Below are 14,969 nucleotides of genomic sequence, written 5' to 3'. Positions count from 1 at the left end.
CTAGTCTGCTGAGTTGTGGCACTCAACGAGCGCGCGGACACCCGCGGGGACGACGTACAGGGCGCCGGCGGACGGCCGGGGCCGCGGCACGGCCGCGCGGCTCTGCTGCGCCTGGCCTCCTGGTTCGAGGAGGCCGACCCCGACCGGGCCGACGCCCTCGCGACCGCCGCCTACGGCCTGCACCCGGCCCTCCACCTGGAGGGGCAGACGGACGAGGGCGTCGCCGCCACCACCAGCTGGTGGCAGGCGGCCCCCGACCGCAGCACCGTCACCGAGCACCCGGGCTCCCGGCTGCCCGAGCCCGTCCGCGACCACCGCGCGCAGCAGGCCCGCCTGCGCGACGCCGCCGAGTCCTCCGCCCACTGGCGCCGCGCGGGCGCCTCGCAGATCCGCGCCCTGCTCGCCGAGCCCACCCCGCTGCGGGCGCGCCTGGACCTGTCCGGAGCCGGGATGGAGGTCCTCATGGAGCTCCTCACCGCCGCCCTCGGCTCCGGGGACGCCAGCCGCCGCCCCACCTCCGCCGGCGACCTGGAGTTCTCCCTGCGCCTGCACGTCGGCGCCGCCCCGGGGGCCGAGGTCACCATCCGGGGCGAGGGCGGGGAACTCACCCTGGAGGGACTCCGCCTGCGCGTCACCTCCTACGACCAGCACACCGTCGAGGACGACGGATTCCCGGGCCTCCTCGCGCCCGCGGGGTGGGCCCCGCCCGCGGCCCGGACCGGCTCCGGTCCCCTTTCCGGGGACCCGGTGACCGCGCCCGCCCCCGAGCCGCACCCCCTCGATCCGGACCCGCTGGACCCGTCGACCCCGTACACGCCCGTCCCCGAGCAGGACGCCCCGGGTACGGCCGCGTCGGACGACTCCGCCCCGCACCCCCTCGGCCCGGACCCGCTGTACCCGGCGGCCGCGTACGCCCCGGCCCCGCCCCCTCCGGACCGGGACCCGGCGGACGCCCCGACACAGGACCCGCACCTCCCGGCGCAGGACCCCGCGTCCACGGTTCCGGACCCCACGGAGGCGGACCCCCTGGACCCGTCGACCCCGTACACGCCCGCCCCGTACACCCCGGCCCCGGCGGCCCCTGACGCCCCCCACACCCTGGGCCCGGACCCCCTGGACCCGCCGTCCCGGTACTCGCCCGCCGCGGACCCCCTGGACCCGTCCACCCCGTACACGCCCGCCCCGGAACCCCCGGGCCGCACGACCCCCCGGTACGACGCCCCCCCGGTCCGCGGCCTCCTCGCCACCCCGTCCGCGGGGCCCGGGGACGGCGGGACACGGACCGCCCCGGCCGGGCCCGACGGCGGGCGCCGGCCCGCGCAGGAGCCGACCGGACCCGGGACCGACGACGGAGCGCCCCTCCCTGCCGACGCCCCCGTGACGGGGGATCCGCGGCCCGGACCGGGTACCGTCGGGAACCCGTCCGCGCCCTCCGCCGAGGCGCCCGGAACCGCCGGCGGCCTGCCGGGGCCGGACCCGGACGTCGAGACCACGGGGCCGATCGACCTGTCCGCCGACCGGACCCGACCGTGGGGGTGATGGAGACGGACGCCTACAGCGAGGACGCCGCGCTCATCGGCGAACGCCAGTCCGCGGCGCGCGCGCTCCTGGCGCACCCGCTGCTGACCCGGGCCGCCCATCCGGCGGAGCTGTCCCTCGTGCGCTCCCACGCCGAGTGGCTCGTCCAGCGCTTCCAGCGCGTGCTCGGGTACCGGCTCGACGTCGGCGACGACCACGCCCGGCTGGTCAAACGCGGCCTCGTCGACGAGGCCGTCCACCGGCCCACCCGGGCCAACGGGGCCCGCTTCACGCCGCGCACCCACACCTACCTCGCGCTGGCCCTGGCCGTCCTGGTCGAGGAGACCGGGCCCACCACCGTCCGCGCGCTCGCCCTCCGGGTCCGGGCCGCCGCGCACGAGGCCGGGATCGACGCCGATCCCGGCCGCGGGCTCGGCGAGCGCCGCGCCTTCTGCGCGGCCCTGGAACACCTGGTCGCGCTCGGCGCGCTGACCGAGACCTCCGGCCGCGTCGCCGACCACGGGGCCGACGCCGCCGCGGACCCGGCCCTCCGCCCCCGCACACCGGTCGTCCGCGCCGTCGCCGCCCACCTGCCGCAGGCTTCCGACGACCCGGACTCCTTCCTCGCGAGCGCCGTCGACACCGACCCCGACGGCGAACACCAGGGCGAGACCGCCCTGCGCCGCCTCCTCGCCGAGACCGCGGTCGTCTACCGCGAGGATCTCCCCGACCGCCAGAGGGACCGCCTCGCCGCGCACCAGTGGCGGGCCGCCGCCGCGCTCGGCAACCTGCTCGGCTGCGACGCCGAGGTGCGCGCCGAGGGCGTCGCGATGGTGATGCCCGACGAGGCCGGCGCCCGCCCGGCCTTCCCCTCCGACGACCCCGTCGGCCAGGTGGCCCTCGCCCTCGTCCGCCACCTCTCCGGCCGTCTGCACCCCGGCATGCCCGCCACCTCCGTCCCCGTGCCCGACCGCGAACTGCGCACCGCTCTGGACGCCCTGGGCGGCCCCGACGCCCCCGCGCGGACCGAGTGGGCCCGCACCGCCGGCCCCGAGGTGCCCGACCCGGACCGGCTGAGCGCCCGCGTCACGACCCTGCTGACCGACCTCGGACTCCTGCGGGGAGGCCCCGGCGAGTGGCGGCTCACCGCCGCGGCGGCGCGGTACGGGGCCGACGTGGACGAGCGCGTCCCCCCGATCCAGGACAATGGCGAAGACAGCCGGACGCACGCCGCCCCGACGCGCGGGTCCGGCCACGAAGACGGTCCGCCCGACGCTCCCGCCGATCCCCGAGGCGACCTGAGCCGGGTGACGTCCGTGCTGCAAGCGGTGGCGAACGAGAAGGTGAGCGCGACCAGTGGTGACACAGGAGACCAGCGAGGCCCCGGGGGCAGTTCCGGCTGACCCCGCCGACACCCCGCGCTACCGCCTCGAACGCGCGGGCATCCGCAACGTCTGGCAGTACGACGACCACGTCCTCGACTTCGCCGAGGGCCGCCTGCTGCTGCGCGGACGCAACGGCGCGGGCAAGTCCAAGGCGCTGGAGATGCTGCTCCCGTTCCTGCTGGACGGCGACGTGCGCCGCCTGGACACCACCGGCACCAACCGCACCAGCCTGCGCTGGCTCATGGCCGACGACCCCCGGGCCGGACGCCGGCCCGAGCCGGAGGAGACCGGCCCCGACCTGCTCGGCGGCCCCGAGGAGGCCGCCGACGAGGCCGGGCCCGAGCAGGCCGACGGCGACACCGGCCCCGTCACCCGCCTCGGCTACCTGTGGGTCGAGTTCACCACCGACCGCGGCGACCGCGGCCTCGACGCCGCCGCCCGCGCCACCACCGGGCCCAACAGCGCCTCCGCCCTGCTCGCCGCGTCCGGGACGGCCGGCGCGTCCGCCCTCCTCGCCGCCGCGACGCCGGGCCCCGGACCCGCCGCGGAGCAGACCGGACCGGGCGCCCCGGGCGGCCGGCCGAGCCACCTGACCCTCGGCGCCGCCGTCATGGCCGTCGGCGACTCCGACCCGCGCTGCGTGTTCTTCGTCACCGACCGCCGGGTCGGACACGACCTCGAACTCGTCACCGACGGCCGCCCCAAGCCCGTCGACCGGCTCCGCTCGGAGATCGGCGCGGACAACTGCTTCACCAGCGCCGTCCCCTACCGGGCCCGCGTGATGCACGACCTGTTCGGCATCGACGACTCCGTCCGCTACCGCAACCTCATCCACCTCCTCTACCGGCTCCGGCGCCCCACCATCGGCGACCGCCTGGAGGCCGGCGAGCTCGTCGGCGTCCTCTCCGAGGCCCTCCCGCCCATGGACGAGTCGGTCCTGGACGAGGTCGCCCGCAACATCGCCGACCTCGAACAGGCCCGGGCGGAGAAGACCGCCCTCGGCGAGGCGGGGGCCGGGGTCACCGCCTTCCTCGACGACTACCGCGGCTACCTGGTCCACGCACTCCGGTCGCGCGCCGCCGACGTCCGCGAGCAGATCGACGCCGCCGCGGGCCGGACCGCCGAGACCGAGCGCCTGCGCGCCGAACTCGACCGGCTCATCACCGAGGAGAGCCGGATCTCCGAGGAGCGCGACCAGGCCCGGCGCACCCGCGACACCGCCGAGGCCGACGACGGCACCCTCGCCGCGGCCCGGAACAACGCCGCCACCGCCACGGGGAACGAGCGCCGCGCCTACGACGCCGCCGTCGGCGCCTACATCAGGGCCGCCGAGGCCGCCTGGGTCGCCGCGGAGCACGCCGAGCGGGTCGAACGGCACACCGTCGAACGGCTCGGCGAGGACACCGCCGCCATCGACCGCGCGCTCGACATCCTGCGCCAGACCCACGCCGAGGCCACCCGCGCGGCCACCGCCGCCGGGATCGACCCCGCCCTCCTCGGGGAGGTCCCGGACACGCTCGACACCGTCCACGCCCCGCGCGAGAGCGCCACCCGGGTCGACCTCCAGGGGCTCGAACAGGCCGTCGAGCGCGAGCCCGTCGAAGGCATCGACCTCGACGACCTGCGCGACCGCCTCGGACGCCTCCACGACCAGCTCTCCCACGCGGCGGAGCGGTCCGCCGAGCGAGCCGACCTGGCCGCCCGCCTCACCGGCCTCACCACGGCCGAGGCGGCGGCCGACCGCCGCCTCGTCGCCCTGACCAGCGAGGCCGAGAGCGCGGACGCCGTGCTCGAACACGCCCACGACCGCGAGGGCGCCGCCGTCGCCGCGCTGCGCGAGGAGAGCGCCGCCTACGCCGACGGGGTCCGGGCCTGGGCCGCCCGCCTGCGGGAGTCCAGCCACGCCCACGCGCTCGGCGACGCCGTCCACGAGCTGGAGGGCAGCGTCGAGCTGCCCATCACCGACTCCCTGAGGGTCCTCGACCCCGACGTGCCCTCCACCGTCTCCCGCCTCGCGAACAACGCCGTCGCCCCCCTCCTGGAGGACCTGCGCGCCCGGCGCGACGTCGCCGTCAACGAGGAGGGCCAGCTCTCCGACGAACTGGCCGAGCTCGCCGAGCGCCGCACCGGCAACGCCGAGCACGCCCCGGAGCGCCCGCCGTGGGCCACCTACCCGCGCCCCCGGGGCGAGGGCGCCCCCCTCTACCTGGCCGTCGACTTCGCCGACGGGCTCAGCACCCGCGAACAGGCCGGGCTGGAGGCCGCCCTGGAGGCCAGCGGACTGCTCGCCGGGTGGATCCGCGCGGACGGCTCCCTCCACGACCCGGGCACCCGCGACATCCTGGTCACGCCCGCCCGGCAGGCCAAGGGCAGGACCCTCCTCGACGTGCTCGTCCCGGTCGCCGCCCCCGACCGCGGCGTCAACCACGACAGCCTCCGCACCCTGCTCTCGTCCATCGCCCTGCACTCCGAGGACGAACCCGTGCCGGGCACGGCCGAGGACACCGAGGCCAAGCACCGACGCGACAGCTCCGTCGCCACCGTCAGCTCCATGTCGCTCACCGGCGGCTGGCGCCTCGGCGTGGCCTCCGGCTCCCACGACAAGAGCGAGCCCGAGTACATCGGCGAGGCCGCCCGCAAACGGGCCCGCGACCGCCAGTCGGCCAACACCGACCGGCGCATGGCCATCGCCGAGGCCCTCCTCGCCGAGGCGGGGGAGCGCCGCTGGGCCGTCGAGCAGTCCTACGCCGAACTCCTGGAGGTGTCCCGGAGCCTGCCGGACGCCTCCCCGCTCATCCGCGCCCGGGCGGTCCTGGACGTCGCCCGCGAGGACGTCGCCGCCGCCCGCCGCGCCCACGCGACCGCGGGCCGCGCCGCCGAGGAGTGCCGCGCCGAACTCCTCGACATCCGCTCCCGCCTGCGGACCTCGGCCGACGTCAACGCCCTGCCGAGCGTCCGCGCCGAGCTGGACAGCGCCCTGCGCGCCCTCGACCACCTGCGCGTCCTCGTCGGCTCCGGGCTCAAGGACCTCGACGTCCTCGCCTGGGAGCTGGCCGACCACGAGCACCACGTCGCCGGGTGGAGGGCGGCCCGCGCCGAACGGGTCCTGGCCGAGGACGCCAGGGCCGCCGCCATCGACGACATGATCACCGTCCGCCGCCAGTTCGAGCTCGGCGACCGCGCCCGCGGCGTGCCCGGCGAGCAGATCGACGCGGCCCGGGACCAGGTCAGGGCCAGGGCCGACGAGGCGTCCCGGCGGCTGCCCGAACTCGAGCGCGGGGCCCAGCGCGCCCGCGACGAGCGGGTCGGCGCCGAGGCGCGGCTCGTCGCCGCCACCCAGGAGCGCGCCGAGCAGGTGCGCCGCGCCCTCACGGCGGGGGAGCGGCTCGCCCGCGCGGTCTCCCTCCCCGGCGGCACGGGGATCGACGACACCGACGTGCCGGACGCCGTCCTGCTGGGCGCCGCGGGCCTGGACGCCTGCGCCGCGGACGACGGCCCCCTCACCGCCTACCTCGCCCACTCCGCCCTCCACGGCGGGGAGCCGGACGCGGACCCCGCCGGGCCGCCCGTGCCCGGCCCGGACGCCCGGCTCGCCCTGCTGGAGGCGTTCGTCGGACAGCTGGAGGAGGGCCTCGCCGCCCAGGTGGAGGCCGGGGCGCCCGAGGTGGACGACAGCGCCATCCTGAGCAGCCGCGAGGACCTGCACCGCCTGCTCACCTCCGCCGGGTGGGCGCAGACCCGCACCGAGCTCAGCGAGCCGCGCGGCCTCAAGCGCCTCACGGTCCACGACGAGGACGGCGCCCACGACGTCACCGCCTACGCCGAGCGGATCACCGCCTCCGCCGGCCGCGCCGACGAGGCCGTCGCGGTGGCCGAGGAGGAGGCCTTCGAGCGCCACCTGCTCGGAGAGCTGGCCGGCCACCTCGCCCGCCAGATCGACGAGGCCCGCGCCCTCATCACCACCATGAACGACGTCCTCAAGGACGTCACCACCTCCGCCGGCCTCGGCGTGCGCCTGGACTGGAGGCTGGCCCCCGACGCGGGCGCCGACGTCGAGGCGGTCGTCCCGCTCCTGGCGACCCCCGCCGAGGAGCGCACCCGCGTGCAGACCACCCGCCTGCGCGACGCCCTGCGCCGCTGCATCGAGGCGATCCGCCGCCTGGACCCCACGGCCACCGGCGGGGCCCAGCTGCGGGCCGCCCTCGACTACAGGTCCTGGTTCACGTTCACCGTCTACGTGACCGACGGCGCGGGCGACGAGCGCCGCCTGAGCCACCGCACCGCCCTCAGCCAGGGCGAGCAGCGCGTGGTCGCCTACCTGGTGCTGTTCGCCGCGGCGGCGGCGCACTTCGACGCGCTCGCCGCGCGCGCCTCGTGGGCGCCCAGGCTCATCCTGCTGGACGACGCGTTCGCGAAGGTCGACGAGCCCACCCACGGGCGCCTCCTCGGCCTCCTGGTCGAACTGGACCTGGACTTCGTGCTGACCTCCGAACGCGTGTGGGGCTGCTTCGCCAGCGTGCCGAGCCTCAACATCTACGAGTGCCTGCGCGACCCCAACGTCCCCGGCATCGCGACACTGCACTTCACGTGGGACGGCAGCAGGAGGCGCCTGGTCGGCGTGTGAGCGCGGCGGCCCGTCCCGGGGCCCTCCGGCCCCGGCGCGCGTCCCCTCCCGGGCACGCCGCCCGCAGGCCCGTCCCCGGCCGGGGACGGGGAGCGCACATTGCCCGCGCGGGGACGGCGCGGGGCGGCCGGACGCCGCGCGGAGAGCCCTCCGGGGAGCGCCGCCCGGCCCCTGCGGGCGGGCGGGGCCGGGAGCGGATCCGCGCGCCCGGGAAGGGGGGAACCACGAATGCTTCCTCCCCACCTGTCCTAGTCTGCTTGTGCGGCAACGACAACAGAGCGGGGTGACGAAGGTGACTCGGGTACCCGAGACGTTCGACGGTGGCGGTGCGGACGCGCAGAGCGCCCCGCCGGCCGGGGACGACCCCACCACGACCTCGCTCCTGGACGCCCTGGCGGCCTCCGGGCTGCCACGGGAGGTCCGGTCATGGGTCACCGCCGCACTGTGGGGCGAGGACGCCCTCGCCGCGCTGCTCGAGGGCGAGCACATCCCCGACCCGGCCGCCGGCGGGCCGTCGGCGGCGCCGGCGCCGCCGGGCCGGGTCCGCCGCTCCTACCTCACCGGTATCCGTGTCCAGGGCTTCCGCGGGATCGGACGCCCCTCCGAGCTGACCTTCCCGCCCGGCCCGGGGCTCACCGTCATCGTCGGCCGCAACGGCTCCGGCAAGTCCAGCTTCGCGGAGGCGGCCGAGGCCGCCCTCACCGGGCGCAACCCCCGCTGGGACGCGATGCCGACCGGGTGGCGGGACGGCTGGCGCAACCTGCACTACGACGAACGCACCGAGGCGACCGTCGACATCCACGTCGCCGGGGACGAGGGCCCCACCCGGATCACCCGCCGCTGGACCGGCGAGAGCGTGCGCTCCGCGCGCGGCGAGGTGGTCCGACCCAACGGCGAGGTGGCCCCGCTCCGCACCCTCGACTGGGGCGAGAGCCTCGTCCGCTACCGCCCCTTCCTCTCCTACGACGAGCTCGGGCGCACCGTCACCGGGCGCTCGGCCGAGCTCTACGACACGCTCACCGCGCTCCTGGGCCTCACCGGCCTGGCCGAGGCCGAGCGCAGGCTCGCCAAGGTCTGCGACTCCCTGGCCAAGCGGCGCGACCGGCCCTCGCGGGAGCTCGGCCGCCTGGTCGACGCGCTCCGGGGCTCCGGCGACCCCCGGGCCGCCCAGGCCGTCCACCTCCTCGGCGCGCAGCACCTCGACATCGAGGCGCTCCGCCGGATCGCCGAGGACGACGGGCCCAGCGACCCCGCCCTGCACGTCGTCCTGCGGCGCCTGCGGCGGCTCTCGGTCCCCGAGCGGACCGTCATCGCCGACGTCGTCAACGAGCTGCGCGGGGCGTCCATGGAGCTCGCCATGGCCGCTGGGAGCAAGGGCGACCACGCCCACGGCGTCGTCCAGCTCCTCGAACAGGCGCTGGAGCACCACAAGCGGCACCCCTCCGACACCACCTGCCCCACCTGCTCCGCGCCGGGGGCCCTCGGCGCCGACTGGGCCCGCAGGGCCAACGCCCAGCTGAGGACCCTGCGCACCCAGGCCGCCCCGGCCTCGGCCGCCTACGAGCGCGCCGCGGCCGCCCGGGACCAGGCCCGCTTCCTGCTCTCCCCCGTCCCCGGGTGGCTGCCGCCGGAGAGCGAGCTGGGCCAGGTGTGGGCGCTGTGGGAGTCCGGCTCCGACATCACCGACCTCGCCGAGCTGGCCGAGCACATCGAGGCGGTCGGCCGCCGGCTCCGCTCCGCCGCCATCAGCGCGCGCCGGGACGCGACCGAGCGGCTGGAGGACCCCAGCGGAGGCTGGGGCGACCTCGCCGAGCGGCTCGCCGCCTGGCTGGACGAAGCGCAGGACGCCCTCCGCGCCAGGGACGTCCTGTACAGCGCCGAGGCGGCCCTCAACTGGCTGGCGGACCAGGCCCGGGGCCTGCGGGCGGAACGGCTCGGCCCGGTCGCCTCACAGGCCGAGCAGGTGTGGTTCCGGCTGCGCCAGGAACGCCACATCGACCTCCAGGGCATGCGCCTGATCGGGCGCGGCGCCCGGAGGCGGGTCGAGGTGGACGTGACCGTGGACGGGGTCGACGACCAGACCAGCGCGCCCGGCCTGCTCAGCCAGGGGGAGTTCCAGGCCCTGGCGCTGTCCATCTGCCTGCCCCGCACCCTGGTGGAGGGCAACCCGTTCGGCTTCCTGCTGCTCGACGACCCCGTCCAGGCGATGGACACCGAGACCGTCGAGGGGCTGTCCTCGGTCCTGGCGGAGGTGGGCCGCCACCGGCAGCTGATCGTGTTCACGCACGACACCCGGCTCTCCGACGCGCTGCGCCGCCTCGGGCTGCCCGCGACCATCCGCACCCTCAACAGGGACGCCATGTCCAACGTGTGGGTGTCCGACGGGGCGCTCTGACGCCCGGCCCCGGCGTCCCGGCCCAGGGACGCCGGGAGCGGCCCGGATCACATGCGGACTCGCGGAAGGGCCGGAAACCGGCTCCGAACAGGGGTTTCGCTCCGCCGGTCCGGGAGGCCGGGGCCGCCGGCGCCTTTGATTTGGCAGACCACCCCCGAATCCCTGTATAGTCATGACCAGCGCAAGGGGGCAACACCCCCGGGGCGGTCGACACAAGCCCCACAGCGCGCCCCTTTAGCTCAGTCGGCAGAGCGTCTCCATGGTAAGGAGAAGGTCTACGGTTCGATTCCGTAAAGGGGCTCCACCACTTGACGAGGTCCGGTCCACTCAGGTGGGTGGCCGGTGGAGCATCTACCGGCCTGAACCGGGACCGGTCCCCACGGGGGCCGGGTTCCGTTGATCGGGGCGGGGTAGCTCAGTCGGTAGAGCAAGCGGCTCATAATCGCTGTGTCGTCGGTTCAAGTCCGGCCCCCGCTACCAACCCGTTGACCCCTGGGACACTGTTCTCAGGGGTCGTCGCGGGCGCTTTGCAGTGTTCTACTGCGCACTAGGTACTGTTTCCAGCGAGAAAGGCACTCCGAAGTGGCTGCCACAGACGTGAGGCCGAAGATCACCCTGGCCTGCCAGGAGTGCAATCACCGTAACTACATCACGCGCAAGAACCGTCGGAACACCCCCGATCGGCTCGCGATCAAGAAGTTCTGCCCGAACTGCCGCAAGCACAACGAGCACCGCGAGACCCGCTAGGTCCTCGCGAGCGGCGCGGCTGAGGCCGACGTGAGCTTCTCATAGACTTCCAGCCCGGTGAGCGATCCGCTCACCGGGCTGTTCGCGTATCCGGGCCCCTCCGGCCCGCGTTGCAGAACCAGGAGAGGGAGAGCGTGGCGATCAACCCTGACTACCTCGGCCGGGAGTACCCCGCGCCGGAGTCCTACGAGGTGACCCGGGGCAAGATCCGGGAGTTCGCCGAGGCGGTCAACGACCCCAACCCGGTGTACACCGACACGGCCTCCGCCAAGGCCGCCGGGTACCCCGACGTGATCGCGCCGCCCACCTTCCCCGTGATCCTGGGCATGGCCGGGTCCGCGCAGGCCATCGCCGACCCGGAGCTGGGGGTCGACTTCTCCCGTGTCGTGCACGGCGACCAGAGCTTCCACTACAGCCGGCCCCTGCACGCCGGCGACGTCCTCAGCAGCGTCACCCGCATCACGGGCATCAAGTCCCTCGGCGGCAACGAACTGCTCACCCTGGAGACCGTGGCCGACAACGCCGACGGCGAACACGTGGTCACCACCACGATGATGCTCGTCGTGCGCGGCGAGTGACCCCATCCACAGGAACGTGAGGAACGCGATCGTGAGCAGGCTGAGCCACGCCGACGTCGAGGTCGGCACCGAGCTGCCCGAGCGGACCTTCCCGGTCCGCCGCCTGGACCTCGTCCGCTACGCGGGCGCCTCCGGCGACTTCAACCCCATCCACTGGAACGAGCGCTTCGCCAAGTCCGTCGGGCTCCCCGACGTCATCGCCCACGGCATGTTCACGATGGCCGAGGCCGCGCGGGTGCTCACCGACTGGACCGGGGACCCCGGCTGCGTCGTCGACTACTCGGTGCGCTTCTCCGCGCCCGTGGTCGTCCCGGACGACGACGAGGGGGCCGAGATCACCGTCGGCGGCAAGGTCAAGTCCAAGAACGACGACGGCACCGTCACGGTCCTGCTGACCGCCCGCTCCGGCGGCGCGAAGGTCCTGGTGCAGTCCAAAGCCGTCGTCCGCCTGGCCTGACGGCAGTAGCGAAGCAGTGAGGTGACCGTGTCCACAGTCCACGAGAACGAGGCCCCCCAGAACCAGGTCCTCTGGCTCTGCGACCACACCACGCTCGGCCTCGGCGGCCCGGCGACGACCTCCCGGACGGCCCGTACGACCGACGAGCTGGTCGGGGCGGTCGCCGCGGCCGACGCCGCGGGGGAGCCCGTCCTCGTCCTGGGGGGCGGGAGCAACCTGGTCGTCTCCGACGACGGGTTCCCGGGCACCGTGGTCCTCGTGGACACGCCCGGGGCCTCCTTCGAGGAGACCGGCGACACCGACCCCGGGACGGGGGAGCCCGTCGTGCTGCTGCGCGCCGAGGCGGGCGTCGAGTGGGACCCGCTCGTGGAGCGCACCGTCGCCGAGGGGCTCAACGGCCTGGAGTTCCTCTCCGGCATCCCCGGCCGGGTCGGCTCCACCCCCATCCAGAACGTCGGCGCCTACGGCCAGGACGTCAGCCAGACCATCCGCGAGGTGCTGGTCTACGACCGGCGGACCGGCGAGCGGCGCGTCCTGGGCAACGCCGAGTGCGGGTTCACCTACCGCGACAGCGCCTTCAAGGGCGACGACCGGTACGTGGTGTGCGAGGTCGTGTTCGCCCTCCGCCGGGCCAAGCTCAGCCGCCCGATCGCCTACGCGGAGGTCGCCCGTACCCTGGGTGCCGAAGCGGGGGACAGGGTGCCGCTGGAGCGCGCCAGGGAGACCGTCCTGGGCCTGCGCAGGGGCAAGGGCATGGTCCTGGACCCCGACGACCCCGACACCCGCAGCGCCGGCTCCTTCTTCACCAACCCGGTGGTCACGGCCGAGGAGTTCGCCGAGGTGCGCGCACGGGCGGACCGGCGGCTCGGCGCGGACGCCGGGATGCCCGGCCACCCCGACGGGAACGGCAACGTCAAGCTGTCCGCGGCCTGGCTCATCGACCGGGCGGGGTTCCGCGGCCACGCCAGGGGGACCGCCCGCGTCTCCTCCAAGCACGTGCTCGCCCTCACCACCGTCCCGGGGGCGCCCACCACCGAGGACCTCCTGGCCCTGGCCCGGGACGTCCGCGACGGCGTCGAGGAGGCCTTCGGGGTCCGCCTGGTCAACGAGCCCGTGATGGTCGGCGTCTCCCTCTGACGCCTCGCGCCCCCGACCGCCGCACCGGTCCGCGGGCGGTCGGGGGCCGCCGTGCCGCACAACGGAGTGGCCTTTCCCCAAGAAAGAAGTTCGGTGAACCGAACTCGTTTATGAGTCGCTCCGAATAAAGAAATGCGAAGAGGCAATGAATTGCCATTCGCCGTTCTTTCGGCATAAAGTACGGGTGTCGAAGGGGAGTAGTCCCCAATGCGTGCGATCGACACACTGGCCGCCCCACGGCCCGGTCGTACGAGCCCGAACCGACGAGGAGGCCCCCGGTGGAACGGGAGCCGCATTCCGGCGCGGCGGGCGGACGAGACCTTTGACCCGGTTCAGGACGACCGGGTTGAAGGGGCGCTCTCCGCCTCCTTCCGCCCTGCACACCTCGTACGGAGGCAGACGCATGACCGCTTTTCTCGCGGGCCTCGGATTCAGCGCCGTCGCCATCTTCATCGCCGAAATGGGCGACAAGACCCAACTCGTCGCGATGTCGCTGGCCACCCGCTACCGGGCCCTGACGGTCCTCCTGGGCATCACCGCGGCCACCCTCGTCGTGCACGCCGGGAGCGTGCTCCTCGCCGAGGTCCTGGGCGCCGCCATCCCCACCGACTGGCTCACCCTCGTCGCCGGCGCGGCCTTCCTCTTCTTCGGGCTGTGGACCCTGCGCGGCGACGAGATGACCGAGAACGACGAGAGGCGCGCCGCCTCCAGGCGCATCCGCTCCGCGTTCATGACCGTCTTCGTGGTCTTCCTCGTCGCCGAGCTCGGCGACAAGACCATGCTCGCCACCATCACGGTCGGCACCCAGCACCACTGGCTCCCCGTCTGGATCGGCTCGACCCTCGGCATGGTCGCCGCCGACGCCATCGCCATCGCCCTCGGCGCGGCCCTCGGCAAGAAGCTCCCCGAGCGCGCCATCCGGATCGGCGCCGCCGTCCTGTTCTTCGGGGCGGGAGCGGTCATGCTCGGCCAGGGGGCCTGGATGCTCCTGGCGTAGCGTCCGGCACGGGCTCGGGCTCCGAGGCCAGCCAGGCCTCCACCCCGCCCAGCAGCTCCTTCTTCAGCGCGTCCGGCGCGCCCGACCCGCGGATCGACATCCCCGCCAGCGCCGCCAGCTCGGCGTCCGAGAAGCCGAACACCTCGCGCGCGATCCGGTACTGCTCCACCAGGCGGGGGCCGAACAGCAGCGGGTCGTCGGTCCCCAGGGCGATCGGGACCCCCGCCTCGAAGAGCCTGCGCAGGGGCAGGTGCTCCAGGTCCTCGTACACGCCCAGGCCCACGTTGGAGGTCGGGCAGATCTCCAGGGTGACCTCCTGGGTGGCGATCCGCTCGACCAGGTACGGGTCCTCCACGGCGCGGACGCCGTGCCCGATCCGGTCGGCGCTCAACTCGTCCAGGCACTCGCGCACGCTGCGCGGCCCCTGGAGCTCGCCCCCGTGCGGGGCCGACAGCAGGCCGGCCCGGCGGGCGATCCTGAAGGCGCCCTCGAACTCGCGTGCGCGCCCGCGCCTCTCGTCGTTGTTCAACCCGAACGAGACGACCCCCTTGCCCGCGTACTGCCGGGCCAGCCGCGCCAGGGCCTTGGCGTCGAGGGGGTGCCTGGTCCGGTTGGCGGCCACCATCAGGCCGACGGCCACGCCGGTGTCGCGCTCGGCGGCGCGGGCCGCGTCCAGGATCAGCTCCAGGGTGGCGGTGAGGCCGTCGAAGAGGGACGCGTACCCGCTCGGGTCGACCTGGATCTCCAGCCAGGCGGACCCGGCCTCGCGCTCGTCCTCGGCGGCCTCGCGCAGCAGCCGGTACATGTCCTCCGGCCTGCGCAGCACCGAGCGGGCGATGTCGTACAGGCGCTGGAAGCGGAACCAGCCGCGTTCGTCCGTGGCCCGGAGCCGGGGAGGCCACTCCTCGACCAGGGCCTGGGGAAGGTGCACTCCTCGCTCCCCGGCGAGCTCGACCAGGGTCGAGTGCCGCATCGAGCCGGTGAAGTGCAGGTGCAGGTGGGCCTTGGGCAGCCGGTCCAATCGGCGAGCGGTGGTCGGTGTCTCCATGAACCAAGCCTGCCGTATCGCGGGCGCCCCCGGTGCCAGGACGCCGTACTTGCCGCGCCGGGGCCGCGGACGGGCGCCCCGGG

At 75.2% G+C, this 14,969-nt stretch carries 10 protein-coding genes and 2 tRNA genes; 11 read left to right on the top strand and 1 reads right to left on the bottom strand.

The features are described from left to right. Positions 1-15: 15 nt before the first annotated feature. The 11 genes from OUQ99_RS27760 (at position 16) to OUQ99_RS27710 (ending at position 13,838) form a co-directional block, all read left to right on the top strand. Positions 16-1,539, top strand: coding sequence for a DUF2397 family protein (locus OUQ99_RS27760; RefSeq protein WP_267946712.1), 1,524 nt, complete (start codon positions 16-18; stop codon positions 1,537-1,539). Then, positions 1,539-2,921: a TIGR02678 family protein gene (locus tag OUQ99_RS27755; RefSeq protein WP_267946711.1), complete on the top strand. Its 1,383-nt coding sequence runs from the start codon at positions 1,539-1,541 to the stop codon at positions 2,919-2,921. Before OUQ99_RS27760 ends, OUQ99_RS27755 begins: the two co-directional genes overlap by 1 nt. Then, on the top strand, positions 2,875-7,527 hold the full coding sequence (locus OUQ99_RS27750) for an SbcC/MukB-like Walker B domain-containing protein (RefSeq protein ID WP_267946710.1): 4,653 nt from the start codon (positions 2,875-2,877) through the stop codon (positions 7,525-7,527). The genes OUQ99_RS27755 and OUQ99_RS27750 overlap by 47 nt, the downstream gene beginning before the upstream one ends. A 292-nt stretch (positions 7,528-7,819) precedes the next feature. Beyond that, a complete protein-coding gene (locus OUQ99_RS27745) occupies positions 7,820-9,922 on the top strand; it encodes an AAA family ATPase (RefSeq protein ID WP_378553440.1) in 2,103 nt (700 codons plus the stop codon). A 228-nt stretch (positions 9,923-10,150) separates the two neighbouring features. Further along, positions 10,151-10,226: transfer RNA gene (locus OUQ99_RS27740), tRNA-Thr, on the top strand. Between the two features lie 100 nt (positions 10,227-10,326). Then, positions 10,327-10,402: transfer RNA gene (locus OUQ99_RS27735), tRNA-Met, on the top strand. 102 nt (positions 10,403-10,504) lie between these two features. After that, positions 10,505-10,669: a 50S ribosomal protein L33 gene (rpmG, locus tag OUQ99_RS27730; protein WP_013156089.1), complete on the top strand. Its 165-nt coding sequence runs from the start codon at positions 10,505-10,507 to the stop codon at positions 10,667-10,669. Between the two features lie 134 nt (positions 10,670-10,803). After that, the gene (locus OUQ99_RS27725; protein WP_267946709.1) at positions 10,804-11,247 is read left to right on the top strand and encodes a MaoC family dehydratase N-terminal domain-containing protein; all 444 of its coding nucleotides are present in this window, start codon (positions 10,804-10,806) and stop codon (positions 11,245-11,247) included. Positions 11,248-11,278: 31 nt separating this feature from the next. After that, entirely contained in the window at positions 11,279-11,704 is a 426-nt protein-coding gene (locus tag OUQ99_RS27720) for a MaoC family dehydratase (RefSeq protein WP_267946708.1), read from the top strand. Between the two features lie 27 nt (positions 11,705-11,731). Beyond that, positions 11,732-12,841: a UDP-N-acetylmuramate dehydrogenase gene (locus OUQ99_RS27715; protein ID WP_267946707.1), complete on the top strand. Its 1,110-nt coding sequence runs from the start codon at positions 11,732-11,734 to the stop codon at positions 12,839-12,841. Between the two features lie 403 nt (positions 12,842-13,244). Continuing rightward, positions 13,245-13,838, top strand: coding sequence for a TMEM165/GDT1 family protein (locus OUQ99_RS27710; protein WP_267946706.1), 594 nt, complete (start codon positions 13,245-13,247; stop codon positions 13,836-13,838). Here the strand turns inward: OUQ99_RS27710 and OUQ99_RS27705 are convergent. Next, on the bottom strand, positions 13,801-14,886 hold the full coding sequence (locus OUQ99_RS27705; RefSeq protein ID WP_267946705.1) for an adenosine deaminase: 1,086 nt from the start codon (positions 14,884-14,886) through the stop codon (positions 13,801-13,803). The genes OUQ99_RS27710 and OUQ99_RS27705 overlap by 38 nt on opposite strands. Positions 14,887-14,969: the final 83 nt, after the last annotated feature.

Origin of the sequence: Streptomonospora nanhaiensis (assembly GCF_026642255.1) — a bacterium.
In the GTDB taxonomy this organism is placed as follows: Bacteria; Actinomycetota; Actinomycetes; order Streptosporangiales; family Streptosporangiaceae; genus Nocardiopsis; species Nocardiopsis tropica.
The sequence above is the reverse complement of the archived record's forward strand: the minus strand, read 5'-3'. Positions and strand labels throughout refer to the sequence as shown.